19 protein-coding genes and 1 pseudogene are annotated in these 25,178 nt (G+C 72.7%); 9 read left to right on the forward strand and 11 right to left on the reverse strand.

Features of this window, described 5'->3' with window-relative positions:
* Positions 1-31: 31 nt before the first annotated feature.
* Positions 32-961 (reverse strand): asparaginase, encoded by a 930-nt coding sequence (locus A5643_RS06170; RefSeq protein WP_066853032.1) that lies wholly within the window; start codon positions 959-961, stop codon positions 32-34.
* 38 nt (positions 962-999) lie between these two features.
* Between A5643_RS06170 and lspA the strand changes: the two genes are divergently transcribed.
* Together lspA and A5643_RS06180 are read left to right on the forward strand one after the other, a co-directional pair.
* Entirely contained in the window at positions 1,000-1,587 is a 588-nt protein-coding gene (lspA, locus tag A5643_RS06175) for a signal peptidase II (protein ID WP_156628575.1), read from the forward strand.
* Positions 1,584-2,510 carry an RluA family pseudouridine synthase gene (locus A5643_RS06180; RefSeq protein WP_066853037.1) on the forward strand — a complete coding sequence of 309 codons (927 nt, stop codon included), beginning with the start codon at positions 1,584-1,586 and terminating at the stop codon, positions 2,508-2,510. Before lspA ends, A5643_RS06180 begins: the two co-directional genes overlap by 4 nt.
* On the opposite strand, the gene A5643_RS06185 is transcribed toward A5643_RS06180, so the two are convergent.
* Positions 2,507-3,571 carry a YncE family protein gene (locus tag A5643_RS06185; RefSeq protein ID WP_066853039.1) on the reverse strand — a complete coding sequence of 355 codons (1,065 nt, stop codon included), beginning with the start codon at positions 3,569-3,571 and terminating at the stop codon, positions 2,507-2,509. The two genes, A5643_RS06180 and A5643_RS06185, sit on opposite strands and share 4 nt — an antisense overlap.
* Positions 3,568-3,789, reverse strand: a complete 222-nt coding sequence (locus tag A5643_RS06190; RefSeq protein WP_066853041.1) for a dodecin family protein — start codon at positions 3,787-3,789, stop codon at positions 3,568-3,570. The genes A5643_RS06185 and A5643_RS06190 overlap by 4 nt, the downstream gene beginning before the upstream one ends.
* A 150-nt stretch (positions 3,790-3,939) precedes the next feature.
* On the opposite strand from A5643_RS06190, the gene dnaE reads away from it, so the two are divergent.
* Complete coding sequence (dnaE, locus tag A5643_RS06195; RefSeq protein ID WP_066853044.1) at positions 3,940-7,473, forward strand: DNA polymerase III subunit alpha; 3,534 nt, start codon at positions 3,940-3,942, stop codon at positions 7,471-7,473.
* Between the two features lie 11 nt (positions 7,474-7,484).
* Here dnaE and A5643_RS06200 read toward each other — a convergent pair whose 3' ends face one another.
* Both A5643_RS06200 and A5643_RS06205 read right to left on the reverse strand, forming a co-directional pair.
* The gene (locus A5643_RS06200) at positions 7,485-8,222 is read right to left on the reverse strand and encodes a fasciclin domain-containing protein (RefSeq protein ID WP_197497665.1); all 738 of its coding nucleotides are present in this window, start codon (positions 8,220-8,222) and stop codon (positions 7,485-7,487) included.
* A gap of 80 nt (positions 8,223-8,302) precedes the next feature.
* Positions 8,303-9,535, reverse strand: coding sequence for a metal-dependent hydrolase family protein (locus A5643_RS06205; RefSeq protein WP_066853048.1), 1,233 nt, complete (start codon positions 9,533-9,535; stop codon positions 8,303-8,305).
* 40 nt (positions 9,536-9,575) lie between these two features.
* On the opposite strand from A5643_RS06205, the gene A5643_RS06210 reads away from it, so the two are divergent.
* The 3 genes from A5643_RS06210 to A5643_RS06220 are packed head-to-tail and all read left to right on the forward strand — an operon-like array spanning position 9,576 to position 12,699.
* Complete coding sequence (locus tag A5643_RS06210; RefSeq protein ID WP_066853049.1) at positions 9,576-10,364, forward strand: enoyl-CoA hydratase/isomerase family protein; 789 nt, start codon at positions 9,576-9,578, stop codon at positions 10,362-10,364.
* Complete coding sequence (fadD11, locus tag A5643_RS06215) at positions 10,361-12,166, forward strand: fatty acid--CoA ligase FadD11 (RefSeq protein ID WP_066853052.1); 1,806 nt, start codon at positions 10,361-10,363, stop codon at positions 12,164-12,166. The genes A5643_RS06210 and fadD11 overlap by 4 nt, the downstream gene beginning before the upstream one ends.
* Positions 12,163-12,699: a DUF488 domain-containing protein gene (locus A5643_RS06220; protein WP_066853054.1), complete on the forward strand. Its 537-nt coding sequence runs from the start codon at positions 12,163-12,165 to the stop codon at positions 12,697-12,699. The genes fadD11 and A5643_RS06220 overlap by 4 nt, the downstream gene beginning before the upstream one ends.
* Here A5643_RS06220 and A5643_RS06225 read toward each other — a convergent pair.
* Entirely contained in the window at positions 12,696-12,917 is a 222-nt protein-coding gene (locus tag A5643_RS06225) for a hypothetical protein (RefSeq protein ID WP_066853056.1), read from the reverse strand. The genes A5643_RS06220 and A5643_RS06225 overlap by 4 nt on opposite strands.
* Before the next feature lie 80 nt (positions 12,918-12,997).
* On the opposite strand from A5643_RS06225, the gene A5643_RS06230 reads away from it, so the two are divergent.
* On the forward strand, positions 12,998-13,435 hold the full coding sequence (locus A5643_RS06230) for a nitroreductase family deazaflavin-dependent oxidoreductase (RefSeq protein ID WP_066853059.1): 438 nt from the start codon (positions 12,998-13,000) through the stop codon (positions 13,433-13,435).
* 28 nt (positions 13,436-13,463) lie between these two features.
* On the forward strand, positions 13,464-14,744 hold the full coding sequence (gene ilvA, locus A5643_RS06235; protein WP_066853060.1) for a threonine ammonia-lyase IlvA: 1,281 nt from the start codon (positions 13,464-13,466) through the stop codon (positions 14,742-14,744).
* Here ilvA and treZ read toward each other — a convergent pair.
* The 5 genes and pseudogenes from treZ to ripD form a co-directional block, all read right to left on the reverse strand.
* Positions 14,732-16,471, reverse strand: a complete 1,740-nt coding sequence (gene treZ, locus A5643_RS06240) for a malto-oligosyltrehalose trehalohydrolase (RefSeq protein WP_066853062.1) — start codon at positions 16,469-16,471, stop codon at positions 14,732-14,734. The two genes, ilvA and treZ, sit on opposite strands and share 13 nt — an antisense overlap.
* Positions 16,464-18,734 (reverse strand): malto-oligosyltrehalose synthase, encoded by a 2,271-nt coding sequence (treY, locus tag A5643_RS06245; protein WP_066853064.1) that lies wholly within the window; start codon positions 18,732-18,734, stop codon positions 16,464-16,466. The genes treZ and treY overlap by 8 nt, the downstream gene beginning before the upstream one ends.
* 3 nt (positions 18,735-18,737) lie before the next feature.
* Positions 18,738-20,891 (reverse strand): glycogen debranching protein GlgX, encoded by a 2,154-nt coding sequence (gene glgX, locus A5643_RS06250; RefSeq protein ID WP_066853066.1) that lies wholly within the window; start codon positions 20,889-20,891, stop codon positions 18,738-18,740.
* A 40-nt stretch (positions 20,892-20,931) separates the two neighbouring features.
* Complete coding sequence (sucT, locus tag A5643_RS06255; protein ID WP_502686211.1) at positions 20,932-23,106, reverse strand: acetyltransferase SucT; 2,175 nt, start codon at positions 23,104-23,106, stop codon at positions 20,932-20,934.
* A gap of 103 nt (positions 23,107-23,209) precedes the next feature.
* Positions 23,210-23,689, reverse strand: a pseudogene (gene ripD, locus A5643_RS06260) (NlpC/P60 family peptidoglycan-binding protein RipD); the annotation flags it as partial.
* Positions 23,690-23,853: 164 nt separating this feature from the next.
* Here ripD and A5643_RS06265 point away from each other — a divergent pair.
* On the forward strand, positions 23,854-25,161 hold the full coding sequence (locus A5643_RS06265) for an adenosylmethionine--8-amino-7-oxononanoate transaminase (RefSeq protein WP_066853071.1): 1,308 nt from the start codon (positions 23,854-23,856) through the stop codon (positions 25,159-25,161).
* Positions 25,162-25,178: the final 17 nt, after the last annotated feature.

A 25,178-nucleotide genomic window follows, 5' to 3' on the forward strand; every position in this document is an offset into this window, starting at 1 on the left:
GGCGGAGGCCCGGCCGGGCCTCCGCCCGTCGCTACCCCCACCGCTCGATCACCTCGGCCACCGGTGCGCCGATGGCCAGCGCCGCCATCATCAGCACCCGCGCCTGCGACGGGCGCAGCCGCGGCACCAGCACCGCCCCGGCGTCCAGCAGCGCCCGGCCCGGACCGTAGGCGGGCCGGACCTGCCCGCCGACGACCCGGGTCGACACCGCCACCGGCACCCCGGCCGCGCAGTGCCGCGCCACCGCCTCGATGACCGGGGGGCCGGCGTTGCCGGTGCCCAACGCCTCGAGCACCAGCCCGCGCGCCCCCGCGGCCACCCCGGCATCCAGCGCCGTGCCGTCGGCGCCGGGGTAGACCGCGACGATGTCCACCCGCGGCGGGTCGGCCGCACCAGCCAGTTGCGGGCGCTCCTTGGCCGCGGTGAACTCGACCGCGCCGTCGCGCACCGCGCCGAGCACCGGACCGGCGAACCCGACCAGGTCGGTGGTGGTGGTCTTGACCACCCCCAGCGGGGCCAGCACCCGCCCCGCGAAGCACACCAGCACACCCCGCTCGGCAGCCTCCGGGCTGGCGGCCAGCGTCAGCGCATCCCGCAGGTTGCCCGGCCCGTCGGCGTCGGGGGCGTCGCCGCTGCGCTGCGCGCCGGTCACCACCACCGGGGCGGCGCCGGGATAGGTCAGCTCCAGCCACAGCGCGGTCTCCTCGATGCTGTCGGTGCCGTGGGTGACCACCACGCCGCCGTGCTCGGCGGCGGCGCTCACCGCCGCACCGATCCGCTGCCAGTCCGTCGGGGTCAGCGCCGCGCTGTCGGCGGCCAGCAGGTCGACCACGCGCACCGGCCGGTCGCCGGCCAGTCCGGCGACCAGATCCGCGCCGGAGCGGGTGGGGCGCAGCACGCCGTGCCCATCGTCGCTGGTGGCGATCGTTCCTCCGGTGGTGATGACGGTGAGGGTGGCCATGGCCCGATCATCCCCCACGACGTCGGGGGTGAACCCGGTTGGGGGATGATGGACCCGTGGCCGAGGAATCAACGGACTCCGTGGAGACGGCGAGTGGCTCGCCCGGCGCCGACGCCGCAGGCAGACCACCGCGTCGGCTGCGGCTGCTGCTGTCGGTGGCCGCGGTGGTGCTGGCGGTCGACATCGTCACCAAGGTGCTGGCGGTGCGGCTGCTCACCCCGGGCCAGCCGGTGTCGATCATCGGTGACACCGTCACCTGGACGCTGGTGCGCAACTCCGGTGCGGCGTTCTCGATGGCGACCGGCTACACCTGGCTGCTCACCCTGATCGCGACCGGGGTGGTGGTCGGCATCGTGTGGATGGGCCGGCGCCTGGTGTCGCCGTGGTGGGCGATCGGGCTGGGCATGATCCTGGGCGGCGCGATGGGCAACCTGGTCGACCGGTTCTTCCGCTCACCGGGCCCGCTGCAGGGCCACGTCGTCGACTTCCTGTCGATCGGCTGGTGGCCGGTGTTCAACGTCGCCGACCCGGCCGTGGTCGGCGGCGCCATCCTGCTGGTGGCGCTGTCGCTGCTCGGCTTCGACTTCGACACGGTGGGACGGCAGCAGGCCGACCAGACCCGATGACCGACCGGGCGATGCCGGTGCCGGAGGGCCTGGCGGGCATGCGGGTGGATGCCGGGTTGGCCCGGCTACTCGGGCTGTCGCGCACCGCGGTGGCCACCATCGCCGAGAGCGGGGGCGTCGAGCTCGACGGGGCGCCGGTGGGCAAATCCGACCGGCTCACCGCCGGGGCCTGGCTGCAGGTGCGGCTGCCCGAGCCGGCCGCGCCGCCGCAGAACACCCCGGTCGAGGTGGAGGGTATGACGGTCCTGTACTCCGACGAGGACATCGTGGCGGTGGACAAACCGCCCGGGGTGGCCGCGCACGCCTCGGTCGGCTGGACCGGCCCGACGGTGCTGGGCGGGCTGGCCGCCGCCGGCTACCGGATCACCACCTCCGGGGTCCCGGAGCGCCAGGGCATCGTGCAGCGCCTGGACGTCGGCACCTCGGGGGTGATGGTGGTGGCGCTGTCCGAGCGCGCCTACACCGCGCTGAAGCGGGCGTTCAAGGCCCGCACCGTGGAGAAGCGCTACCACGCGCTGGTGCAGGGCCACCCGGACCCGTCCAGCGGCACCATCGACGCGCCGATCGGGCGGCACCGCGGCCACGACTGGAAGTTCGCGGTCACCGAGCGGGGCCGCGACAGCCGCACCCACTACGACACCCTGGAGGCGTTCGTCGCCGCCAGCCTGCTCGACGTGCACCTGGAGACCGGCCGCACCCACCAGATCCGGGTGCACTTCGCCGCCCTGCATCACCCGTGCTGCGGGGATCTGACCTACGGTGCCGACCCGGTGCTGGCCGGCCGGCTGGGCCTGGAGCGGCAGTGGCTGCACGCGGTGTCGCTGGCGTTCACCCATCCCGGTGACGGCCGCCGGATGGAGATCACCAGCGACTACCCGGCCGACCTGGCGCACGCGCTGGCGGTGCTGCGCGCCCGCGGCTAGGCCGGCGCCGGGATCTCCAGCGGCAGCACGTCCACGCTGGCGGCGGTCGGCGGGAACGGCGAGTAGCTGACCCCGGCCGGGTGCGCGCCGACCGGGACCGCGGTGTCCTCGGCGGCCGGGTCCAGGCTGACCACCGAGACGGTGTCGTCGGCGCTGTTGGTGACCCAGGCGTGGCTGCCCGCCTCGTCGACGGCCACCCCGTGCGGCCCGGTGCCGGTGGCCACCGACTGGCGCACGCTCATCGCGGCGGTGTCGATCAGCGACACCGTGGTGCCCGGCTGGTCGGCGGTGCCCTCGTTGGCCGAGAGCACCGTGGCGCCGTCGGGGGTGATCGCCAGCTGCACCGGCAGGGCCGGAACCCCGACCGAGCCGACCACCGCGCGGCTGTCCAGGTCCACCTTGACCACCGACGGCGGCTCGGCGACCCCGGCGTAGCCGTGGCGCCCGTCCGGGCTCACCGCCACCTGCACCGTCCCGGCACCCACCGGGATCGACCCGGTGACCGTGTCGGTGGCCGGGTCGATCAGATCCAGTGCGCCGCTGCCGGTGTTGGCGACCACCACCAGCGACCCGTCGGGCGCCGGCCGCAGCCCGTGCGGGCTGCCGCCCAGCTCGACGCGGCCCAGCGGCTGCAGGCCGGGCGCCTGGTAGACCCAGACCGCGCCGTCGTCGGAGGCGGTCACGTAGACCTTGCCAGCGGTCTCCACCACATGCGCCGGGTGCGCCCCGGTGCGCGCGATCCCGGTGACGGCGTAGGTGACCGGGTCGATCGCGACCACGGTGTCGTCGGCCTGCACGGCGTAGACGGTCATTCCGTCCGGGCTGACCTGAACGTTGTGCGGGTTGACCAGCCCGGTGAGGGTGACGGTGACGGTGCTGCTCGCGGCGTCGATGACGGTGAGGCTGTCGGCACCGTCGTCGGCCACCCACACCGACCCCACCGCGGGGCTGGCGGTGGGCGCGGTGCTGCTGTCCGACCCGGTCCGGTCACCACCGCCGCCGCAGCCGGCGGCCAGCCCGAGGAGCAGCGCCGCGGCCAGCGCGCCGAGCCGGCGGCTCACTGCGCGGAGTTCTGCGGCGGCCTGATCTTGAACGAGATCCGCAGCTTGGTGCGGTAGGTGATCTTGCCGGACTCATCGAGGGCCATGTCCTGCTCGACGACCTCGGCGACCCGGACGTCGTGGATGGTGTGCTGGGCCCGGCGCACCGCCTCGGCCGCCGCGTCCTCCCACGACACCGGGCTGGTACCGATCAACTCGGTGACCTTGTACACGCTCATTCGCTGCCTCCTCAAGCTTCCGCGAACCCTCAAGCTAGAACAGGTGGGGCGGCGCTGTCCGGGCAACCCCGGATTCCGTCGCGGCCGGGGCCGACACACGGAGGCGACACGCCCGACCGCGTCGGTGGCCGAGCCTAGACTGGGCGACCTATGGACCGTTCCTTCGTGCATCTGCACAATCACACCGAGTTCTCGATGCTCGACGGTGCCGCGAAGATCGGCCCGATGCTGGCGGAGGCCGAGCGTCTCGGCATGCCGGCGGTGGGCATGACCGACCACGGAAACATGTTCGGCGCCAGCGACTTCTACAACGCCGCCACCGACGCCGGGATCAAACCGATCATCGGGGTGGAGGCCTACGTCGCGCCCGGCTCCCGCTTCGACACCAAACGGGTGCGCTGGGGCGACCCGAGCCAGAAGGGCGACGACGTCTCCGGCAGCGGCGCCTACACCCACCTGACCATGGTCGCCGAGAACGCCACCGGGCTGCGCAACCTGTTCAAGCTGTCCTCGCTGGCCTCCTTCGAGGGTCAGCTGGGCAAGTGGTCGCGGATGGACGCGGAGATCCTCGCCGAGCACGCCGCCGGCATCATCGCCACCACCGGCTGCCCGTCGGGGGAGGTGCAGACCCGGCTGCGGCTGGGGCAGTTCCGTGAGGCGCTGGAGTCGGCCGCCAAATGGCGCGAGATCTTCGGGCCGGACAACTACTTCCTGGAGTTGATGGACCACGGGCTGCAGATCGAGCAGCGGGTGCGCGACGGCCTGCTGGAGATCGGGCGGACCCTCGACATCCCGCCGCTGGCCACCAACGACTGCCACTACGTGACCCGCGACGCCGCCCAGGGCCACGAGGCGCTGCTGTGCGTGCAGACCGGCAAGACGCTGTCGGACCCGACCCGGTTCAAGTTCGACGGCGACGGCTACTACCTGAAGTCGGCCGCCGAGATGCGCGCGCTGTGGGACCAGCAGGTGCCCGGCGCCTGCGACGCCACCCTGCTGATCGCCGAGCGGGTGGAGTCCTACGCCGACGTGTGGACCCCGCGCAACCGGATGCCGGTCTTCCCGGTGCCCGACGGCCACGACCCGGCGTCCTGGCTGCGCCACGAGGTCGACGCCGGGCTGGCCGCCCGGTTCCCCGCCGGGGTGCCCGCCGGCTACACCGAGCGGGCCGGCTACGAGATCGAGGTGATCTGCAACGCCGGGTTCCCGTCCTACTTCCTCATCGTCGCCGACCTGATCAACTACGCCCGCTCGGTCGGCATCCGGGTGGGGCCCGGGCGCGGCTCGGCCGCCGGGTCGCTGGTGGCCTACGCGCTGCGCATCACCGACATCGACCCGATCCCGCACGGCCTGCTCTTCGAGCGGTTCCTCAACCCGGAACGCACCTCGATGCCCGACATCGACATCGACTTCGACGACCGGCGCCGCGGCGAGATGGTGCGCTACGCCGCCGACAAGTGGGGCAGCGACCGGGTGGCGCAGGTCATCACCTTCGGCACGATCAAAACGAAAGCGGCGCTGAAGGATTCGGCGCGGGTGCACTACGGTCAGCCGGGTTTCGCGATCGCCGACCGGATCTCCAAGGCGCTGCCGCCGCCGATCATGGCCAAGGACATCCCGCTGTCGGGGATCACCGACCCGACCCACGAGCGCTACAAGGAGGCCGCCGAGGTCCGCGGCCTGATCGACACCGACCCCGACGTGCGCACCATCTATCAGACCGCGCTCAGCCTCGAGGGCCTGGTCCGCAACGCCGGGGTGCACGCGTGTGCGGTGATCATGAGCTCCGAGCCGCTCATCGACGCGATCCCGCTGTGGAAACGCCCGCAGGACGGGGCGATCATCACCGGCTGGGACTACCCGTCGTGCGAGGCGATCGGCCTGCTGAAGATGGACTTCCTCGGGCTGCGCAACCTGACGATCATCGGCGACGCCATCGACAACATCAAGGCCAACCGCGGCATCGACCTGGACCTGGAGTCGGTGCCGATGGACGACCCAGCCACCTACGAACTGCTCGGCCGCGGCGACACCCTGGGGGTCTTCCAGCTCGACGGCGGCCCGATGCGCGATCTGCTGCGGCGCATGCAGCCCACCGGCTTCGACGACATCGTCGCGGTGCTCGCGCTGTACCGGCCCGGCCCGATGGGCCAGAACGCCCACAACGACTACGCCGACCGCAAGAACGGCCGCCAGGCGGTCAAACCCATCCACCCGGAGCTGGCCGAGCCGCTCGCGGAGATCCTGGCCGAGACCTACGGGCTCATCGTCTACCAGGAACAGATCATGCGGATCGCGCAGAAGGTGGCCGGCTACTCCCTGGCCCGCGCCGACATCCTGCGCAAGGCGATGGGCAAGAAGAAGGCCGAGGTGCTCGAAGCCGAGTTCTCCGGCTTCTCCGAGGGCATGACCGCCAACGGGTTCTCCGCCGCCGCGATCAAGGCGCTGTGGGACACCGTGTTGCCGTTCGCCGGGTACGCGTTCAACAAGTCGCACGCCGCCGGCTACGGCCTGGTGTCCTACTGGACCGCCTACCTGAAGGCCAACTACCCGGCGGAGTACATGGCCGGGCTGTTGACCTCGGTCGGCGACGACAAGGACAAGGCGGCGGTGTACCTGGCCGACTGCCGGCGGCTGGGCATCACCGTGATGCCGCCCGACGTCAACGAGTCCGGGATGAACTTCGCCTCGGTGGGCTCCGACATCCGCTACGGGCTCGGCGCGGTGCGCAACGTCGGCGCCAACGTGGTCAGCTCGCTGATCGCCAGCCGCACCGAGAAGGGCAAGTTCACCGACTTCTCCGACTACCTCAACAAGATCGACATCGGCGCCTGCAACAAGAAGGTGACCGAGTCGCTGATCAAGGCCGGCGCGTTCGACTCGCTCGGCCATCCCCGCAAGGGGCTGTTCCTGGTGCACACCGACGCGGTCGAGTCGGTGCTGGGCACCAAGAAGGCCGCCGCGGTGGGCCAGTTCGACCTGTTCGGCGGCGGCGACGCGGCCGGCGGCGACGCGGTGTTCACCATCCGGGTGCCCGAGGAAGAGTGGGACGACAAGCACAAGCTGGCGCTGGAGCGCGAGATGCTGGGCCTGTATGTCTCCGGGCACCCGCTGACCGGCATCGCGCACCTGCTGGCCGCCCAGGTCGACACCCAGATTCCGGCGATCCTGGAGGGGGCGGTGGCCAACGACACCCAGGTGCGGGTCGGCGGCATCCTGGCGTCGGTGAACCGGCGGGTCAACCGCAACGGCATGCCGTGGGCGTCGGCGCAGATCGAGGACCTCACCGGCGGCATCGAGGTGATGTTCTTCCCGCACACCTACTCCGCCTACGGCGCCGAGGTCGCCGACGACGCGGTCGTGCTGGTCAGTGGCAAGGTGCGCATCCAGGACGACCGGATCTCGCTGATCGCCAACGAGCTGGTGGTGCCGGACTTCTCCGCCGGGGCGGCCGACCGGCCGCTGGCGGTGAGCCTGCCCACCCGGCAGTGCACCATCGACAAGGTGAGCGCGCTCAAACAGGTGCTCACCCGCCACCCCGGCACCGCTCAGGTGCAGCTGCGGCTGGTCAACGGCGACCGGGTGACCGTGCTGGAGTTGGACTCCTCGTGGCGGGTCACCCCGTCCTCAGCGCTGATGGGCGACCTCAAGGCGCTGCTGGGGCCGGGCTGTCTGAGCGGCTGAGCCGCGCCGGCTCAGCCCTCCTGCGGCGGCTCGGCTTCGGCGGTGGTCGCCGTGGTCTCCGGCGCCGCGGGTGCCTCGGTCGTCTCAGTGGCCTCGGTGGGCTCGCTGGTCTCGGTGGTGCCGGGGGAGCGGGTCGCGCCGGGCGCCTGGTCCGGGTCGAGCACGGCGTCGATGAGGTAGATCTGGGCGTTGCTGGCCTGGATGCCGCCGCAGACCACCTTGGCGGTGTCGTTGACCTCGACGTCGCCGCCCTTGCCGGTCACCTTGATCAGGGCGCCGTCCTGGGTGGGTCGCTCGCCGTGCACGTCGTCGGGGGCCAGCAGGCCCAGGAACACGTGGTAGTAGCCGAACCGGGTCAACTCCTCCACGCTGGAGTCCTTGAGGGCCTGCAGCTGTCCGGGCGGCAGCGCGGCGAACGCCTCGTTGGTCGGCGCGAACACCACGTACAGCCCGTTCTCGAGCACCGGGATGATGTTGGCGCCGGGGTTCACCTGCCCGGAGATCAGCCCGTTGAACGTGGAGATCTCGGGAATGGCGGCCAGCGCCGGGCCGACGGTGTCGCTGTTGAGCTCCTTCCAGTCCGGCACCGCCTCCTTGAAGTCGTCGCAGCCGGGCCCCTGCGGGTCGGGGACCCGCGCGGCCGGGGTGGTGGGGTCGGGTTCGGCCGCGGCGTCCACGGCCAGCGGCAACGAGACGGCGAGCGCGCCCGGCACGGCCACCCCGAGGGATCTCCCGGCGCGAATCTTCACAATCGACTCCTTTGTCAGGTCGTATCGCATGGTAAGGGCAGTGCTTCTCGACACCCAAGTCGCTCCGCGGCGCCGATTCGTTACTCGGGGCGGCGATGGATCTGCCCGGCCTTCATCACGAAGGCCACCCGGCCGGTCACCGCGATGTCGGTCAGCGGGTCGCCGGGCACGGCGATCAGGTCGGCGGTCTTGCCCGCGGCGATCACCCCGAGGTCGTCGAGGCGCAGCAGTTCGGCGGCGACGCTGGTGGCCGCCCGCAGCGCCCGCAGCGGGCTGATCCCGGTGGAGACCAGCATCGGGAACTCCCGCCAGTTCTCGGCATGGTCGAACATGCCCGCGTCGGTGCCGAACGCGATCCGCACGTCGCTGTCGGCCAGCCGTTCCGCGGCCTCCAGCAGCGGGCCGCGGTACCGGCGGAACTTGCGCAGCACGTGCTCGGGCAGGTCGGCGAAGAACGGGTCGTCGGGTTCGCGGTGCGCCCCGGTGAGGATGGCGTACTGGGTGGGCACCACGAACACCCCGGCGTCCTCGATCATCCGCAGCGCCGCCGCTGACGCCAGGTTGCCGTGTTCGATGCTGCGCACCCCGGCGCGCACCGCGCGGCGGATGCCTTCGTCGCCGTAGCAGTGCGGGGTGGCCGGCACGCCCAGGTCCGCGGCGGTGGTCACCAGCGCGGTCATCTCCTCCTGGCTGTAGGTGGCGTGGCCGGGATCGTCGGTGGGGGAGGCGAACCCGCCGGTGGCGGCGAACTTGATCCAGTCCGCCCCGGCCCGGATCTCGCGGCGCACCCGGCCGCGGATCTCCGCGGCCCCGTCGGCGGCCGCCAGCTCCAGCGGCCGCACCGGGTCCTGGTACTGGTCGGCGAGCAGCCCGCTGAAGTCGCCGTGCCCGCCGCGCGCGGACAGCAGGTGCGGCGCCACCACCATCCGCGGCCCCTCGACCAGGCCGGCGGCGACCGCGTCGCGCAGGTCCACGGTCGGGTAACCCAGGTCGGCGCAGCCCAGGTCGCGGATGGTGGTGAACCCGTTGTGCAGCAGGGTGCGCAGCACCGGCAGCGCCCGCAGCGCCTTGGCGGTGGCCGACTCGGCCGCCAGCGCGCCCAGCGGCGGGCGCACCGCGACGTGGGTGTGGCAGTCGATGAAGCCCGGACACAGGGTGTGCCCGGTCAGGTCCACCACCGTCGTGCCGGGCGGCGCGGCCAGGTCCGCGCCGACCGCGCTGATCCGGTCCCCGGTCACCAGCACCTGTTGCGCCACGGCGGTGTCGGCGAGCCCGTCCCACACCCGGGCGCCGGTGAGCAGCGTGGCGGCCATCCCCCCACGCTAAGCGCCGCGGACCGCTAACGTCGGGAGTATGAAGAGGTTCAGCGCGACGACCCTGGAGGTGACCGCGGCGGGACCGCGTGGCACGATCACGCTGAACCGGCCCGACAAGCTCAATCCGCTGGGCACCCGCACCCTGGCCGAGCTGGTCGAGGCGGCGCGCTGGTTCGACACCCACCCGACGGTGAAGGTGGTGACGATCGCCGGGGCGGGCCGGGCCTTCTCCGCCGGCGCCGACCTGGCCGACCTGGCCGATCCGGGCACCGACGCCGCCGCGCTGCGCGCCGCCGCCGACGCCGGCCGGCGGATGGCCGACGCGATCGAGGCGATGACCGCGGTCACCGTGGCCCGCCTGCACGGCCACTGCGTCGGCGGCGGGCTGGTGCTCGCCGCGGCCTGCGACCTGCGGATCGCCGCGGACACCACCCGGTTCGCGATCCCGGAGGTCGACCTGGGCATCCCGCTGGCCTGGGGCGGCATTCCGCGGCTGGTCCGCGAGATCGGCGCGGCCCGCGCCAAGGAGCTGGTGATGACCTGCCGGCCGTTCGGGGCCGCCGAGGCGCTCAGCGTCGGCCTGCTCAACCGGGTGGTGCCCGAAGCCGAGTTGGATGCCGCGGTGGCGGACCTGGTGGCCACGTTGGTCACCAAGTCGGCGTTGACGTTGACGGCGACCAAGCAGCACACCAACGCCGTCACCGCGGCCATGGTCGGCACCGCCCGGTCCTGGAGCGACGCCGACACCCTGGTCACCGCCGTGCACGACCCCGAATCCCGGCGCGCCGCAACCGATTACCTCACCCGGGTGCGGAGGTCGTCGTGACGACGCCGGCGGACACCCTCTGCGCGGCGTTCCAGCGCAGCGCCGCGGTGGACCCCGACGCGGTGGCGTTGCGCACGGTCGGCGGGACGGCGACGCTGACCTGGCGGGACTACGCGCAGCGGGTGCGCCGGGTGGCCGCCGGGCTGGCCGCCCTCGGGGTCGGCCGCGGCGACACCGTGTCGCTGATGATGGGCAACCGGATCGAGTTCTACCCGCTGGAGGTCGGCGCCCAGCACGTCGGGGCGACCTCGTTCTCGGTGTACAACACCCTGCCCGCCGAGGAACTGAGCTACCTGTTCGCCAACGCCGGCACCAAACTGGTGTTCTGCGAGCAGCAGTACGTCGAACGGATCCGGGCCGCGGGTGCCGCGGTGGAACACATCGTCTGCATCGACGGCAGGCCCCCCGGCACCGTCTCGGTCGACGACCTGCTGGCCGCCGGCGATCCCGCCTTCGATTTCGAATCCGCCTGGCGGGCCGTGCAACCCGACGACGTCGTCACCCTCATCTACACCTCCGGCACGACCGGGCCGCCCAAGGGGGTGGAGATGACCCACGCCAACCTGCTGTTCGAGGCGCGGGCCCTCGACGCGGTGCTCGGCGTGCGGTTCGGCGACCGCATCACCTCGTTTCTGCCGTCGGCGCACATCGCCGACCGGATGATGGCGCTGTACAACCAGGAGGTGTTCGGCGTCCAGGTCACCACCGTCGAGGACCCCAAGGCGATCGCCGCGGCGCTGCCCGATGTGCGCCCCACCATCTGGGGCGCGGTGCCGCGGGTGTGGGAGAAACTCAAGGCCGCCATCGAGTTCGCGGTCACCCACGAACCCGACCCGCAGCGCCGGCAGGCCCTGCAGTGGGCGCTCGGGCTGGCCGCCGAGCGGGCCGCCGCCCTGATCGCCGGCACGGCGTTGCCCGCGCAGACCACCGCCGACTGGGACCGCGCCGACGCGCTGGTGCTGGCCCCGCTGCGCGCCAAACTCGGCCTGGACCAGCTGCGCTGGGCGGTCTCGGGTGCCGCCCCGATCCCCAAGGAGACCCTCGGGTTCTTCGCCGGGATCGGCCTGCCGATCGCCGAGGTGTGGGGCATGTCGGAGCTGAGCTGTGTGGCCTCGGTGGTCCACCCCGCGCAGGCCCGGCCCGGCACGGTCGGCAAGCTGCTGCCCGGGCTTCAGGGCCGCATCGCCGACGACGGGGAGTTCCTGGTGCGCGGGCCGCTGGTGATGCGCGGCTACCGCCGCGAACCGGAGAAGACCGCCGCGACCATCGACCCCGACGGCTGGCTGCACACCGGCGACATCCTCGAGCAGGACGCCGACGGCTACCTGCGGATCGTCGACCGCAAGAAGGAACTGATCATCAACGCCGCGGGCAAGAACATGTCCCCGGCCAACATCGAGAACGCGGTGCTGGCCGCCTGCCCGCTGATCGGGTCGATGGTGACCATCGGCGACGCCCGGCCCTACAACACCGCGCTGCTGGTCTTCGACGCCGACTCGGTGGGCCCCTACGCCGCCCAGCACGGGCTGGCCGAGGCCTCGGCGGCGGCGCTGGCCGCCCACCCGGCGGTGATCGCGCAGATCGCGGCCGGGGTGGCCGCCGGCAACACCCGGCTGTCCCGGGTGGAACAGATCAAACGGTTCCGGGTGCTGCCCACGCTGTGGGAGCCCGGCGGCGACGAGATCACGCTGACGATGAAGCTCAAACGCCGCCCGATCCTGACCAAATACGCCCGGGAGATCGACGAACTCTACGCCGAGCGGCCCGGCCCGCACGTCCACGAACCGGCGGGGGCGCCATGACCGCCGAGGTGGTCACGTTCGGGCACGGCACCGCCGACGCCGCGGAGATCACCGCGCTGCTGCGCGGGGCGCAGGTGGCCCGGCTGGTCGACGTGCGCACCGCGCCGGGCAGCAGGCACAACCCCGACACCATGCGCGAGGCGATGGCCGACTGGCTGCCCGCCGCCGGGATCGGCTACCGGTGGGAGCCGCGGCTGGGCGGCTGGCGCCGCGACGCGCAGGACGCGGTGGACACCGAGCTGCGCAACCGGTCGTTCCGGGCCTACGCCGCCCACATGCGCACCCCGGAGTTCCGGGACGCGATCGCGGAGTTGCTGGCCGGCGCCGCCGCGGAGCGCACCGCGATCATGTGCGGGGAGACGGTGTGGTGGCGGTGCCACCGCAAACTGGTCGCCGACTACCTGACGCTGGTGCGCGAGCTGCCGGTGCGGCACCTGATGCACGACGGGAAACTGCGCGAGCACCGGCCGACCGCCGAGGCCCGGGTCGCCGACGACCTGCTGGTCTACGACGCCGCGCCCGACCCGTCCTAGCGCCGGTCGGCGCCGAGCGCGGCCGCGCCCAACCAGATGAGGGTGGCGACGCCGGCACCGGAGAGCACCGCGGCGGCGGGGCTGGCGCTGACCGCCGCGATCACCAGCACGGTCAGCAGCCCGGCGAGCAGCGCCACCAGCTTGTACACCGGCCACGGCACGCCCGCGACCGAGATCTGCTCGCCCAGCCGGGCGCGGGTCTCGGTCAGCGTCGTCATGCCTCAACGATAACTCGTAACCTCGATTTCGGCTAGCCGAAACCTGCGGGCGCGGTTAAGCCGCGGTTACGCTGGGAGGCATGCCACTCTCCGGAGAATATGCCCCGGGCGCCCTGGACTGGTCGCGGGAGAACGCCGAGAAGATCATGGCCTCCGGCGGCACCGAGGGCACCGAACTCAAGGGCCGGCCCGTGGTGCTGTTGACCAGCGTGGGCGCCAAGACCGGCAAACTGCGCAAAACCCCGCTGATGCGGGTCGAACACGACGGCGAGTACGCGATCGTCGCCTCGCTGGGCGGCGCCCCCAAGCACCCGGTCTGGTACCACAACGTCACCAAGAACCCGCGGGTGGAGTTGCAGGACGGCACCGTCACCGGCGACTACGACGCCCGGGAGGTGTTCGGCGCGGAGAAGGCGCTGTGGTGGGAGCGGGCCGTGGCGGCCTGGCCCGCCTACGCCGACTACCAAGCCAAAACCGACCGGCAGATCCCGGTTTTTGTGCTCACCCCGGTGCGCTGACCCAACCGCCGGGTGGCACGATTGACCGGTGTCCGCCGAACCGACCTCGTCGCCGCCCGCGGCACCGCTGACGGCGGCCGACGTCGACGCGGCCGCGGCCCGGCTCAACGACGTCGTGCTGCACACCCCGCTGCAGTACAGCGACCGGCTCTCGACGGCCACCGGCGCCCGGGTGTACCTCAAGCGCGAGGACCTGCAGGCGGTGCGCTCCTACAAGCTGCGCGGCGCCTACAACCTGCTGGTGCAGCTCTCCGCGGCGGAGACCGCCGCCGGGGTGGTGTGCTCCTCGGCGGGTAACCACGCGCAGGGCTTCGCCTACGCCTGCCGGGCGCTGGGGCTGCGCGGCCGCATCTACGTGCCGGGCAAGACCCCGAAGCAGAAACGCGACCGCATCCGCTATCACGGCGGGGACTGCATCGAGCTGATCGTCGGCGGCGCCACCTACGACCAGGCCGCCGACGCCGCCCGCGCCGACGCCGAACGCACCGGCGCCACCCTGGTGCCGCCGTACGACGACCCGCGCACGATGGCCGGGCAGGGCACGATCGCCGCCGAACTGCTCACCCAGCTCGACGCCGAACCCGACCTGGTGGTGGTGCCGGTCGGCGGGGGCGGCTGCATCGCCGGGATCACCACCTACCTGGCCGAACGGACCGAGAACACCGCGGTGCTCGGCGTCGAGCCGGCCGGGGCGGCCTCGATGATGGCCGCGCTGGCCGCCGGCGGGCCGGTCACCCTGGACCGGGTCGACCAGTTCGTCGACGGCGCGGCGGTCAACCGGGCCGGCGCCCTGACCTACGCCGCGCTGGCCGCCGCCGGCGACATGGTGTCGCTGACCACGGTGGACGAGGGCGCGGTGTGCACCGCGATGCTCGACCTGTACCAGAACGAGGGCATCGTCGCCGAGCCGGCCGGGGCGCTGTCGGTGGCCGGGCTGCTGGCCGCCGACCTCGACGCCGGCTCGACGGTGGTCGCGCTGATCTCCGGCGGCAACAACGACGTGTCCCGCTACGGCGAGATCCTCGAGCGCTCGCTGGTGCACCTGGGCCTCAAACACTATTTCCTGGTGGACTTTCCGCAGGAGCCCGGCGCGCTGCGCCGCTTCCTCGACGAGGTGCTCGGCCCCGACGACGACATCACCCTGTTCGAGTACGTCAAGCGCAACAACCGGGAGACCGGGGCGGCGCTGGTCGGGGTGGAGCTGGGGTCGGCGGCCGGCCTCGACGGGCTGCTGGCCCGGATGCGGGCCTCCCAGCTGAACGTGGAGCGCCTGGAGCCGGACTCCCCGGCCTACCGCTACCTGACCTGATCCCCGCCGCGCCGCAGCACCGCCACCGAATGCCCCGGCACCAGCGTGGCCCCCGCCGCCGGCGTCGGCGGCTCCCACGCCAGCACGGTGTCGCCGGTGACCGGCACCGCCGCCGGCTCGGCGCCCAGGTTGACCGCCACCGCGAGCGTGCCGCGGTGCAGCACCAGCCAGCGCCGCGCCTCGTCGTGCTCGACCCGCAGCGCCGGCAGCCACGGGTCGGCCAACTCGGGTGCGGTGCGCCGCAACGCGATCAGGTCCCGGTAGAACCGGTGCAGCCGGGCGTGCGCGCCGTGGCCGGCCTCCGCCCAGTCCAGCTTGGAGCGGGCGAAGGTGGCCGGGTCCTGCGGGTCGGGGATCTGCTCGGCCGGCCAGCCGTGGTCGGCGAACTCGCGGCGGCGGCCCTCGACGGTGGCGCGGGCCAGCTCCGGCTCCGGGTGCGAGCTGAAGAACTGGAACGGGGTGCTCGCCCCCCACTCCTCGCCCATGAACAGCATCGCGGTGTAGGGCGACAGCAGCACCAGCGCCGCCTTGACGGCCAGCTGCCCGGCGGTCAGGTAGGCCGACGGCCGGTCACCGACGGCGCGGTTGCCGACCTGGTCGTGGGTGCAGGTGTAGGCCAGCAGCGCGGTGGCCGGGATGGTGTCGAGGTCCAGCGGGCGGCCGTGCCGGCGGCGCCGGAACGAGGAGTAGGTGCCGGCGTGGTAGAAGCCGTGCCGCAGGGTCTGCGCCAGGGTGGCCAGCGACCCGAAGTCGGCGTAGTAGCCCTGCCGCTCCCCGGAGACGGCGGCGTGGATCGCGTGGTGGATGTCGTCGTCCCACTGCGCGGTCAGGCCGTAGCCGTGCCGGGCGCGGGGGGTGATCAGCCGGGGGTTGTTCTGGTCGCTCTCGGCCACCAGCGCCAGCGGCCGGTCCAGCTGCTCGGCGAGCCGGTCGGTGCGGCAGGCCAGCTCCTCGAGCAGGTCCACCGCGGTGGTGTCGACCAGGGCGTGCACGGCGTCGAGGCGCAGGCCGTCGGCGTGGAAGTCGCGCATCCAGCGCAGCGCGCTGTCGAGGATGTGCCGGCGCACCTCGTCGGAGTCCGGGCCGGCGATGTTCATCCCGGCGCCCCACGGGCTTTCGGCGGCCGACAGGTAGGGGCCGAACCGGGGCAGGTAGTTGCCCGACGGCCCCAGGTGGTTGTACACGGCGTCGATGAGCACACCCAGACCGCGGGCGTGGCAGGCGTCGACGAACCGGACCAGCCCGTCCGGGCCGCCGTAGGGTTCGTGCACCGCGTACCAGCCCACCCCGTCGTAGCCCCAGCCGCGGTCCCCGGCGAAGGCGTTGACCGGCATCAACTCGACGAAGTCGACCCCGAGGTCCACCAGGTGGTCCAGCCGGTCGATCGCGGCGTCGAAGGTGCCCGCCGCGGTGAAGGTGCCCACGTGAAGTTCGTAGACGACCGCGCCGCGCAGCGGGCGGGCCGCCCACCCGGTGTCGGTCCAGGTCGCCGCGGCCGGATCCCACAGCTGGGAGCGGGCGTGCACGCCGTCGGGCTGGCGGGGGGAGCGCGGGTCGGGCAGCACCTGCGGATCGTCGTCGAGCAGGAACCCGTAGCGGGCGTCGGCGGCGGTGGGCAACTCGGCGCGCCACCAGCCGTCCTCGCCGCGGGTCATCGGGTGGCGGCTGCCCTCGACGTCGAGGGCCACCGTGGCCGGCAGCGGCGCCCAGACCCCGAACTCAGTCATCGGCGCGCTCCAGCAGCGCCACCCCGAGCTCGCCGAACAGGGCCGCCGCGCCGGTCGCCCCGGTGTGCTCGGCGCCGCTGAGCACGTCGGTCCAGCGGCCCGCCGGCAGGACCAGCGTGGTGTCGCCCCAGCCGGTTTCGGCCAGCGCGACGGTGTGCCGGGTGACCGCCACGACCACGTCGGCGCCGCGGCCGAAGGCCAGCAGGTGCCCGGCGGCGGCGCCGACCGCCGGCAGCGGGAGGTAGCCGCCGTCCCGGAAAGTGTCCGGGCGGGCGCGGCGCAGCCGCAGCGCGGCGGTGACCACCCGCAGCTTCGGGTGGGTGCCGGCGCGCAGTTCGGCGCGGCGCAGCCGGTAGTCGACCGGGCGGCGGTTGTCGGGGTCGACGAGGCTGTCCTCCCACAGTTCGCTGCCCTGGTAGACGTCGGGGATGCCGGGCACGGTGAGCGAGAGCAGTTTCTGGCCCAGCGCGTCGGAGCGGGCGTGCGGGTCGATCTCGGCCACCAGTTCGGTCAGCTCGGCGGTCAGCGGCCCGTCGAGCACCCGGTCCAGCCAGTCGTGCACGGCGGTCTCGAATGCCGCGTCGGGCCGGGCCCAGCTGGTGTGGCTGCCGGCCTCGCGCAGCGCCTTCTCGGTGTAGGCGTGCAGCCGCCCGCGCAGCGCGTCGTCGGCCTGCCCGTCGACCGGCCAGACGCCGATGATGTTCTGCCACAGGAACATCCCGGTGGCCGGGTCCGGGCACGGCAGGCGCTGCTGCCAGTCGGTGACGGTGCGCGCCCAGCGGTCGGGCAGCTGGGAGAGCACCCCGATGCGGGCCCGCACGTCCTCGCCGCGTTTGGTGTCGTGGGTGCTCAGGGTGGTCATGGCGTGCGGCCAGTCGCGGGCGCGGACGGTGTTGGCGTGGTGGAACTCCGCGGCGCCCACCCCGAACCGGGACGGGTCGCCGCCCACCTCGTTGAGGCTGACCAGCCGGGCGTCGCGGTAGAACAGGCAGTCCTCGACGGCCTTGGCGGTGGCCGCCCCGCAGAGTTGCTGCAGCCGGGCGGCCGCGGTCGCGTCGACGGCCAGGGCGGTGGCCACCAGCTGCAGCGCTTCGGCCAGGTCGGGCCGGGCCGCCTCGGTGGCCGCCAGCGCGGTGGGCAGCAGTGCGGCCAGCGCCGGGTAGTCGCAGCGGTAGACCCCGATGCCGCCGATCAGGGCGGCCAGCGCGGCGGGCAGCAGCGGGTGGTCGGCGCCCGCGGCGGCGGCGACCTGCCTGCGCAGCCGGCGCAGGTCGGCGCCGAGGGTGTCGGTGACCGCGGCGGTCTTCAGGGCGGCCTCGTCGTCGGGCGGCCCGGCCAGCGCGGTCAGCGGGGCCGCGGCGGCCGGGTCGAGGAACACCCCGCCGATCAGGCGCAGCGCGTCGTAGCCGGTGGTGCCGGCGACCGGCAGGGTCGGTTCCAGCGCCTCGTCGGCGGCCAGGATCTTCTCGATCACGATCCAGGCGTCGGCGCCGGTCAGCTCGCGCAGCCGGCGCAGGTAGCCGCCGGGGTCGGTGAGCCCGTCGGGGTGGTCGATGCGCACCCCGTCGACCAGCTGCTCGGCGAACCAGCGGGCCACCTCGGGGTGGCTGGCGGCGAACACCTCGGGGTCCTCCTGGCGCAGCGCCGCCAGCTCGGTGATCGCGAAGAACCGCCGGTAGCCGCACTCGCCGCTGCGCCAGCCCCGCAGCCGGTAGTGCTGGCGGTCGTGGACCGCGACCGGGTCGCCGCCGCCGGTGCCCGGGGCGATCGGCCAGGTCCGCTCGCCCAGCCGCAGCCGGTCGCCGGTCATGGTGAGGTCGGCCAGGTCGTCGTCGGCGCCGAGCACCGGCAGCACCACCCGGTCCTCGGGGTCCCAGTCGATGTCGAAGAAGTGCGCGTAGCGGGAGGCGCGACCGTGCCGCAGCACGTCCCACCACCACCGGTTCTGCTCGGGGCGGGCCACCCCGACGTGGTTGGGCACGATGTCGACGATCAGGCCCATGCCGCGGGCCGCGGCGGCCGCGGCGAGCCGGGCCAGCCCCGCCGCGCCGCCCAGCTCGGCGGAGACCGACGTCGGGTCGGTGACGTCGTAGCCGTGGCTGGAGCCGGGCACCGCGGTCAGGATGGGGGACAGGTACAGGTGCGAGACGCCGAGCTCATCGAGGTAGTCGAGCAGGTTCTCGGCGTCGGCGAAGGTGAACGCGGCGCCGCTGGCCGGCCCGCGCAGTTGCACCCGGTAGGTGGAGAGCACCCGCGCGGGCACCGCTCACCGGGCCTTGCGCAGGATCAGCACCGACCGGCCGGGCACCGAGTGCGGTTCGCCGGCGTCGATCACCAGGTCGGTGGCGCCGGTCGGCTCGGTGGTGTCGACCTCGGCGATCCACTGGGCGGCGTAGCCGCCGTCGGGCGGGACGAAGTCCACCGCCTGGTCGTGGGCGTTGAAGCAGAGCAGGAACGAGTCGTCGACGACCCGTTCGCCGCGGGCGTCGGGCTCGGGGATGGCCTCGCCGTTGAGGAACACCATCACGCACTTGCCGAAGTCGGTGTCCCAGTCCTGCTGGGTCATCTCCCGCCCGGCCGGGGTCAGCCAGGCGATGTCGCGGGTCTGGGCGCCGCTGCGGAGCGGCCCGCCCTGGAAGAAGCGGCGCCGCCGGAACACCGGGTGGTCGCGGCGCAGCGCGGTCACCCGGCGGGTGAAGGCCAGCAGGTCGGCGTTCTCGTCGACCAGGGTCCAGTCCATCCAGGACAGCTCGTTGTCCTGGCAGTAGACGTTGTTGTTGCCCGACTGGCTGCGGCCGATCTCGTCGCCGTGGGCGATCATCGGGGTGCCCTGGGAGACCATCAGGGTGGCCAGGATGTTGCGCATCTGCCTGCCGCGCAGCTCCAGGATCTCCGGGTCGTCGGTGGGGCCCTCCACACCGCAGTTCCAGGACCGGTTGTAGCTCTCGCCGTCCTGGTTGTCCTCGCCGTTGGCGTCGTTGTGTTTCTCGTTGTAGGACACCAGGTCGGCCAGGGTGAACCCGTCGTGGCAGGTGACGAAGTTGATGCTGGCGCTGGGCCGGCGCCCGGTGGCCTCGTACAGGTCCGAGGAGCCGGTGAGCCGGGAGGCGAACTCGCCGAGGGTCTCCGGCTCGCCGCGCCAGTAGTCGCGCACGGTGTCGCGGTATTTGCCGTTCCATTCGGTCCACAGGCCGGGGAAGTTGCCGACCTGGTAGCCGCCCTCGCCGACGTCCCACGGCTCGGCGATGAGTTTGACCTGGCTGACCACCGGGTCCTGCTGCACCAGGTCGAAGAAGGCCGACAGCCGGTCCACGTCGTGCAGTTCGCGGGCCAGGGTGGAGGCCAGGTCGAAGCGGAAGCCGTCGACGTGCATCTCGGTCACCCAGTAGCGCAGGGAGTCCATGATCAGCTGCAGGGTGTGCGGGTTGCGGGCGTTGAGGCTGTTGCCGGTGCCGGTGTAGTCGGTGTAGAAGCGCGGGTCCTCGTCGAGGCGGTAGTAGGCGGCGTTGTCGATGCCGCGGAAGTTGATCGTGGGGCCCAGGTGGTTGCCCTCGGCGGTGTGGTTGTAGACCACGTCGAGGATCACCTCGATCCCGGCCTGGTGGAAGGTGCGCACCATGGCCTTGAACTCCGCGACCGCGCCGCCGGCGCTGGTGTTGGCGGCGTAGCCGTGGTGCGGGGCGAAGAACCCGAACGTGTTGTAGCCCCAGTAGTTTCGCAGCCCCATGTCCAAAAGCCGGCTGTCGTGCATGAACTGGTGGACCGGCATCAGCTCGATCGCGGTGACGTTGAGCTCCTGCAGGTGCTCGATGATCGCCGGGTGGGCCAGCCCGGCGTAGGTGCCGCGCAGTTCCTCGGGGATGCCCGGGTGGGTCTGGGTCATGCCCTTGACGTGGGCCTCGTAGATGACGGTCTCGTGGTAGGGGGTGCGGGGGGCGCGGTCGGCGGCCCAGTCGAAGAACGGGTTGATCACCACGCTGGTCATGGTGTGGCCCAGCGAGTCGATCATCGGCGGGGTGCCGGCGTCGCCGGGGTCGGCGGCCGCGGCGTCCACGTCGTAGGAGAACAGGGCGGGCCCGAAGGTGAAGTCGCCGTGGAAGGCCTTGCCGTAGGGGTCCAGCAGCAGCTTGCTGGGGTCGCAGCGGTGGCCGTTGGCCGGGTCGAACTCGCCGTGCACCCGGTAGCCGTAGCGCTGGCCGGGCCCGACGGCGGGCAGGTAGGCGTGCCAGACGTAGCCGTCGACCTCGTCGAGGTCGATCCGGGTCTCGGTGCCGTCGCGGGCGATCAGGCACAACTCGACCCGCTCGGCGATCTCGGAGAACAGCGCGAAGTTGGTGCCCGCACCGTCGTAGGCGGCGCCGAGCGGGTAGCGGGCGCCCGGCCACACGGCGGTCTGGTGCGGCGGTGCGACGGAGGTCATCGGTCGAGCCTATCGGTGCCGGCGGCCCGCGCGCCGCTGCTCACCACCAGCCGGTGGCGGCGGCGAGTTGTCGGCCCAGCTCACCGGCCATGGTGCGCATGTAGGTGGCGGACAGGTGGTGGGAGTCGTGGTAGACCATCACGTTGCCCTCCACCGCCCGGCAGGTGTCGGCGCGGCAGACCGCGTTGGTCATGTCCAGCGGCTTGAGCACCGGGAACCGGTCGACGAACTCCAGGGTCGGGTTGGTGTCGGCGAGCAGGTCGGAGCGGTCCCCGCCGCAGGAGACCGGGGTGCCGCCCTTGGCCAGACAGTCGGCGGGCACCACCGCTTTGCCGTCGGAGACCAGCCACGGGGTGTCGCGCATCGCCAGCACCGGGATGTCGTGGTCCTGGAAGGTCTGCCAGATGCCGACGTAGGTGCCCGGCATCACGTCGCCGGGTTTGACGTTCCACGGCCGGGTGGAGGTGGTGAAGACGTAGTCGGGGCGGTCGGCGACGAGTTTGGCCATCGTGCGCTGCACCCAGTCGTGGCATTCCGGGTAGGCGGCGTTGGAGCCCATGATGCGCGGCAGCCGCTCGGTGGACAGCGGGCAGCCCATCTTCAGGTAGGTGACCACCTTGAAGTTGTACTGGCGGCCCAGGATGTCCAGCGCGGTGAGCCAGTGCTCGGCGTGCGAGCCGCCGGCCAGCGCGATGGTGCGCGTGGCGTCCTGGTCGCCGTAGCTGCAGTTGATGATCGCCGGGTTCTTGAAGTTGCTGATGCAGCCGTCGAGGGTGGAGGCGGGCAGATCCTTCTTGGCCTCCAGCACGGTGGGCCGCATCCGCAGTTTGGGCACCCGGACGTGGTTGAGCAGGGCGCGCGCCCCCGGATAGTCGCGGGCGCTGAGCCCGGCCAGTTCCTTGCCGCTGGAGCGCTGCACGGTCACGTGCTCGCGCCAGGTGAACGAGGTCGCGGTCAAGGTGACCCCCAGCAGCGCCACCGTCGAGCCCAGCACGATCGTCGGCCGGCGCATCCGGGTGCGCCACGGCACGGTGTGCACCGCCGGGGCGGCGGCGGTCTTGCGCACCCGCAGCGGCTCCTCGACGAAGCGCATGGTCAGGTAGGCCAGCACCCCGGAGACCAGCAGCACCGCGGTGCCCTCCAGGAAGGTGGCGTGCCGGTGTCCGGTGTAGGCCAGCCAGAAGATCAGCAGCGGCCAGTGCCACAGGTACAGCGAGTAGGCCATCGAGCCGAGGGTGAACAGCGGTTTGATCGACAGCATCCGGTTGGGCCAGGGCATCTTGCCGCCGGGGGTGGCGGACAGGTTCGCCCCGGCCAGGATGAACAGCACGGTCGCGCCCACCGGCACCAGCGCCCACGGCCCGGGGAACTCGTTGACCCCGTCGATGAGCGCGCCGCAGGACAGGATCGCCGCCAGCGCGGCGGTGGCCACCACGGTGCGCAGCCACATCGGCCAGCGGATGTAGCCGACCAGGGCGCCGGCCAGCGCGCCGAGCAGCAGCTCCCAGCCGCGGGCGAAGCTGTTGTAGTAGGCCAGCGCCGGGTTGTCCTGGTGGACGATGATCGCGTAGACGAACGAGGCGATGGTCAGCGCGGTGAGCAGCACCACGAACACCGGCCGCAGCGCCCGCCCGAGCCGGCGGCGCAGCAGGTAGGCCAGCCCGAAGATCAGCAGCAGGAACGACAGGTAGAACTGGCCCTGCACCGACATCGACCAGATGTGCTGCAGCGGGCTGACCGCCTCACCGGCGCGCAGGTAGTCCGCGGCGGTGTTGGCCAGCTCCCAGTTCTGGTAGTAGCCGAGGCTGGCCAGGCTCTGGTTGGCGAACGCCTCCCAGCGGGTCTGCGGCTGGACCAGGATGGTCAGCACCGCGCCGGCAGCGAGCACCACGACCAGCGCGGGCAGCAGCCGGCGCACCAGCCGGGTGAGCTGGGGGCGCAGCGCCAGCGAGGCGGTCGGGTTCAGCGCGGCGCGCAGCAGTTTGCCGCCGAAGAAGAAGCCCGACAGCGCCAGGAACACGTCCACGCCGCCGGAGACCCGGCCGAACCAGACGTGGAACATCGCCACCAGCGCGATCGCGATGCCGCGCAGCCCGTCGAGGTCGTGGCGGTAGAACCCGGACGTCCGGCTGCCCATCTCGGGTGCGCGTGCGGCACCGCGAGCAGCGGTGATGCGGGGCGGGGCAGCAGGTATCGGCCGGGACAGGGTCAACATGATCGATCAGACAATCTACCGAATCATGGCGCCCCGTCCCGCATCGTGCAGGCCCGCGGGGCAGGCCCGCGGCGCAGGCCCGCGCGGCCGGGGGTCAGGAATCGAGGATGCGCACCAGATACGGCGCCATCTCCGCGGCGCGCACCGGGGCGACGGTGACCGCCGAGGAGACCTCGAGCATCTGCTGGTTGCCCAGGTAGAGCGCGACACTCTGGGTGCCGTTGGGCCCGTAGAAGATGAGGTCGCCGCGTTGCGCCTGCGCGGGCAGCACCTTGCGGCCGACCTGGTACTGGGTGGCCGAGGAACGGGGCAGTTTGATGCCGGCGCCGGCGAACGCGTACTGGGTCAGCCCGGAGGCGTCGAAGCCGACCACGTTGAGGTAGCGGCCGACGCCGTGGGTGGGGCCGCCGACCCCGCCGCCGCCGTAGGAGAACGGCACGCCGCGCTGGGACAGCCCGCGGGCGATGACGTAGTCGATCATCGAGCCGTTGCCCGGCGCGGTGGCACCCGGCAGCGCCGACGCCACTCCGGGCGTGGCCACCGCCAGCATCAGGCCGATCAGGAGGGCGGTGAGGCGTTTCATCGGTCGATCCGTTCTCTCAAACAACACACGTAACTACTGTCACTTCTACAACACCGGCGGGGCAGTGTGCCAGCGGTGCGGCGTTTTGTGCAGCAGAATTCGTCGTACCGTGACCCGACGGTGACGTCCCCCGCCCCGGGCGGGCTGCACTACCCTCGGTGCACGTGGCCGCGCCGCCCCCCGCCCTCACCCCCGCACAGATCAGCGCCCTCGACGCGGCGCACGTGTGGCACCCCTACAGCACCATCGGCGTCGCCGGGACCGACGCCCCGCTGGTGGCGGTGGCCGCCCGCGGCGCCTGGCTGACCCTGATCCGCGACGGCGAGCCGGTGTCGGTGCTCGACGGCATGAGCTCGTGGTGGACCGCCGTGCACGGCCACGGCCACCCGGTGCTCGACGCCGCGCTCACCCGCCAGCTCGAGGTGATGAACCACGTCATGTTCGGCGGCCTCACCCACGAACCGGCCGCCCGGCTGGCCGGGCTGCTGGTCGAGATCACCCCGCCCGGACTGGACACCGTCTTCTTCTCCGACTCCGGCTCGGTGGCGGTGGAGGTCGCGGTGAAGATGGCGCTGCAGTACCAGCGGGCTCGCGGCCGGCCGGCCAAACACCGGCTGATGACCTGGCGCGGCGGCTACCACGGCGACACCTTCACCCCGATGAGCATCTGCGACCCCGACGGCGGCATGCACTCGCTGTGGACCGACATCCTGGCCCGCCAGCTGTTCGCGCCCGCGGTGCCGGCCGGCTACGACCCCGACTACAGCGCCGCGTTCGAGGCCCAGCTCGCCGCGCACGCCGACGAGCTGGCCGCGGTGGTCGTCGAGCCGGTGGTGCAGGGCGCCGGCGGCATGCGCTTCCACGACCCGCGCTACCTGGCCGACCTGCGCGCGATCTGCGACCGCCACGACGTGCTGCTGGTCTTCGACGAGATCGCCACCGGGTTCGGGCGCACCGGGGAGCTGTTCGCCGCCGACCACGCGCGGGTCAGGCCGGACATCATGTGCGTGGGCAAGGCGCTGACCGGCGGCTACCTGAGCATGGCCGCGACCCTGTGCAGCGCCGACATCGCCGCCACCATCAGCGCCGGGGAGGCCGGCGCGCTGATGCACGGCCCGACCTTCATGGCCAACCCGCTGGCCTGCGCGGTCTCGGTGGCCAGCGTCGAGCTGCTGCTCGCCCGGGACTGGCGCGCCGAGGTGGCCGCCATCGGCGCCGGCCTGCGCGCCGCGCTGGCCCCGGCCGCGGCGCTGCCCGCGGTCGCCGACGTGCGGGTGCTCGGCGGCATCGGGGTGATCGAGACCCACGAGCCGGTCGACCTGCCCACCGCCACCGCCGCCGCCCTGGACGCCGGGGTGTGGCTGCGCCCGTTCCGCAACCTGGTCTACGCGATGCCGCCCTACGTCTGCACCGCCGAGGAGATCGCCGCCATCGGTGCGGGCATGGTCGCGGCCGCCGGTGCACTAGCCTGAACGGTGTTCAAGCGGCA

Source organism: Mycobacterium sp. 1274756.6, assembly GCF_001668625.1.
In the GTDB taxonomy this organism is placed as follows: Bacteria; Actinomycetota; Actinomycetes; order Mycobacteriales; family Mycobacteriaceae; genus Mycobacterium.

Coding starts and splice junctions, on each gene's coding strand:
- A5643_RS06230 (WP_066853059.1), top strand. CDS start 12,998: ATGCCACTCTCCGGAGAATATGCCCCGGGCGCCCTGGACTGGTCGCGG.
- A5643_RS06225 (WP_066853056.1), bottom strand. CDS start 12,917: ATGACGACGCTGACCGAGACCCGCGCCCGGCTGGGCGAGCAGATCTCG.
- A5643_RS06210 (WP_066853049.1), top strand. CDS start 9,576: ATGAAGAGGTTCAGCGCGACGACCCTGGAGGTGACCGCGGCGGGACCG.
- A5643_RS06180 (WP_066853037.1), top strand. CDS start 1,584: ATGACCGACCGGGCGATGCCGGTGCCGGAGGGCCTGGCGGGCATGCGG.
- A5643_RS06220 (WP_066853054.1), top strand. CDS start 12,163: ATGACCGCCGAGGTGGTCACGTTCGGGCACGGCACCGCCGACGCCGCG.
- A5643_RS06205 (WP_066853048.1), bottom strand. CDS start 9,535: ATGGCCGCCACGCTGCTCACCGGCGCCCGGGTGTGGGACGGGCTCGCC.
- glgX (WP_066853066.1), bottom strand. CDS start 20,891: ATGACCTCCGTCGCACCGCCGCACCAGACCGCCGTGTGGCCGGGCGCC.
- sucT (WP_502686211.1), bottom strand. CDS start 23,106: ATGTTGACCCTGTCCCGGCCGATACCTGCTGCCCCGCCCCGCATCACC.
- A5643_RS06190 (WP_066853041.1), bottom strand. CDS start 3,789: ATGAGCGTGTACAAGGTCACCGAGTTGATCGGTACCAGCCCGGTGTCG.
- dnaE (WP_066853044.1), top strand. CDS start 3,940: ATGGACCGTTCCTTCGTGCATCTGCACAATCACACCGAGTTCTCGATG.
- treZ (WP_066853062.1), bottom strand. CDS start 16,471: ATGACTGAGTTCGGGGTCTGGGCGCCGCTGCCGGCCACGGTGGCCCTC.
- A5643_RS06170 (WP_066853032.1), bottom strand. CDS start 961: ATGGCCACCCTCACCGTCATCACCACCGGAGGAACGATCGCCACCAGC.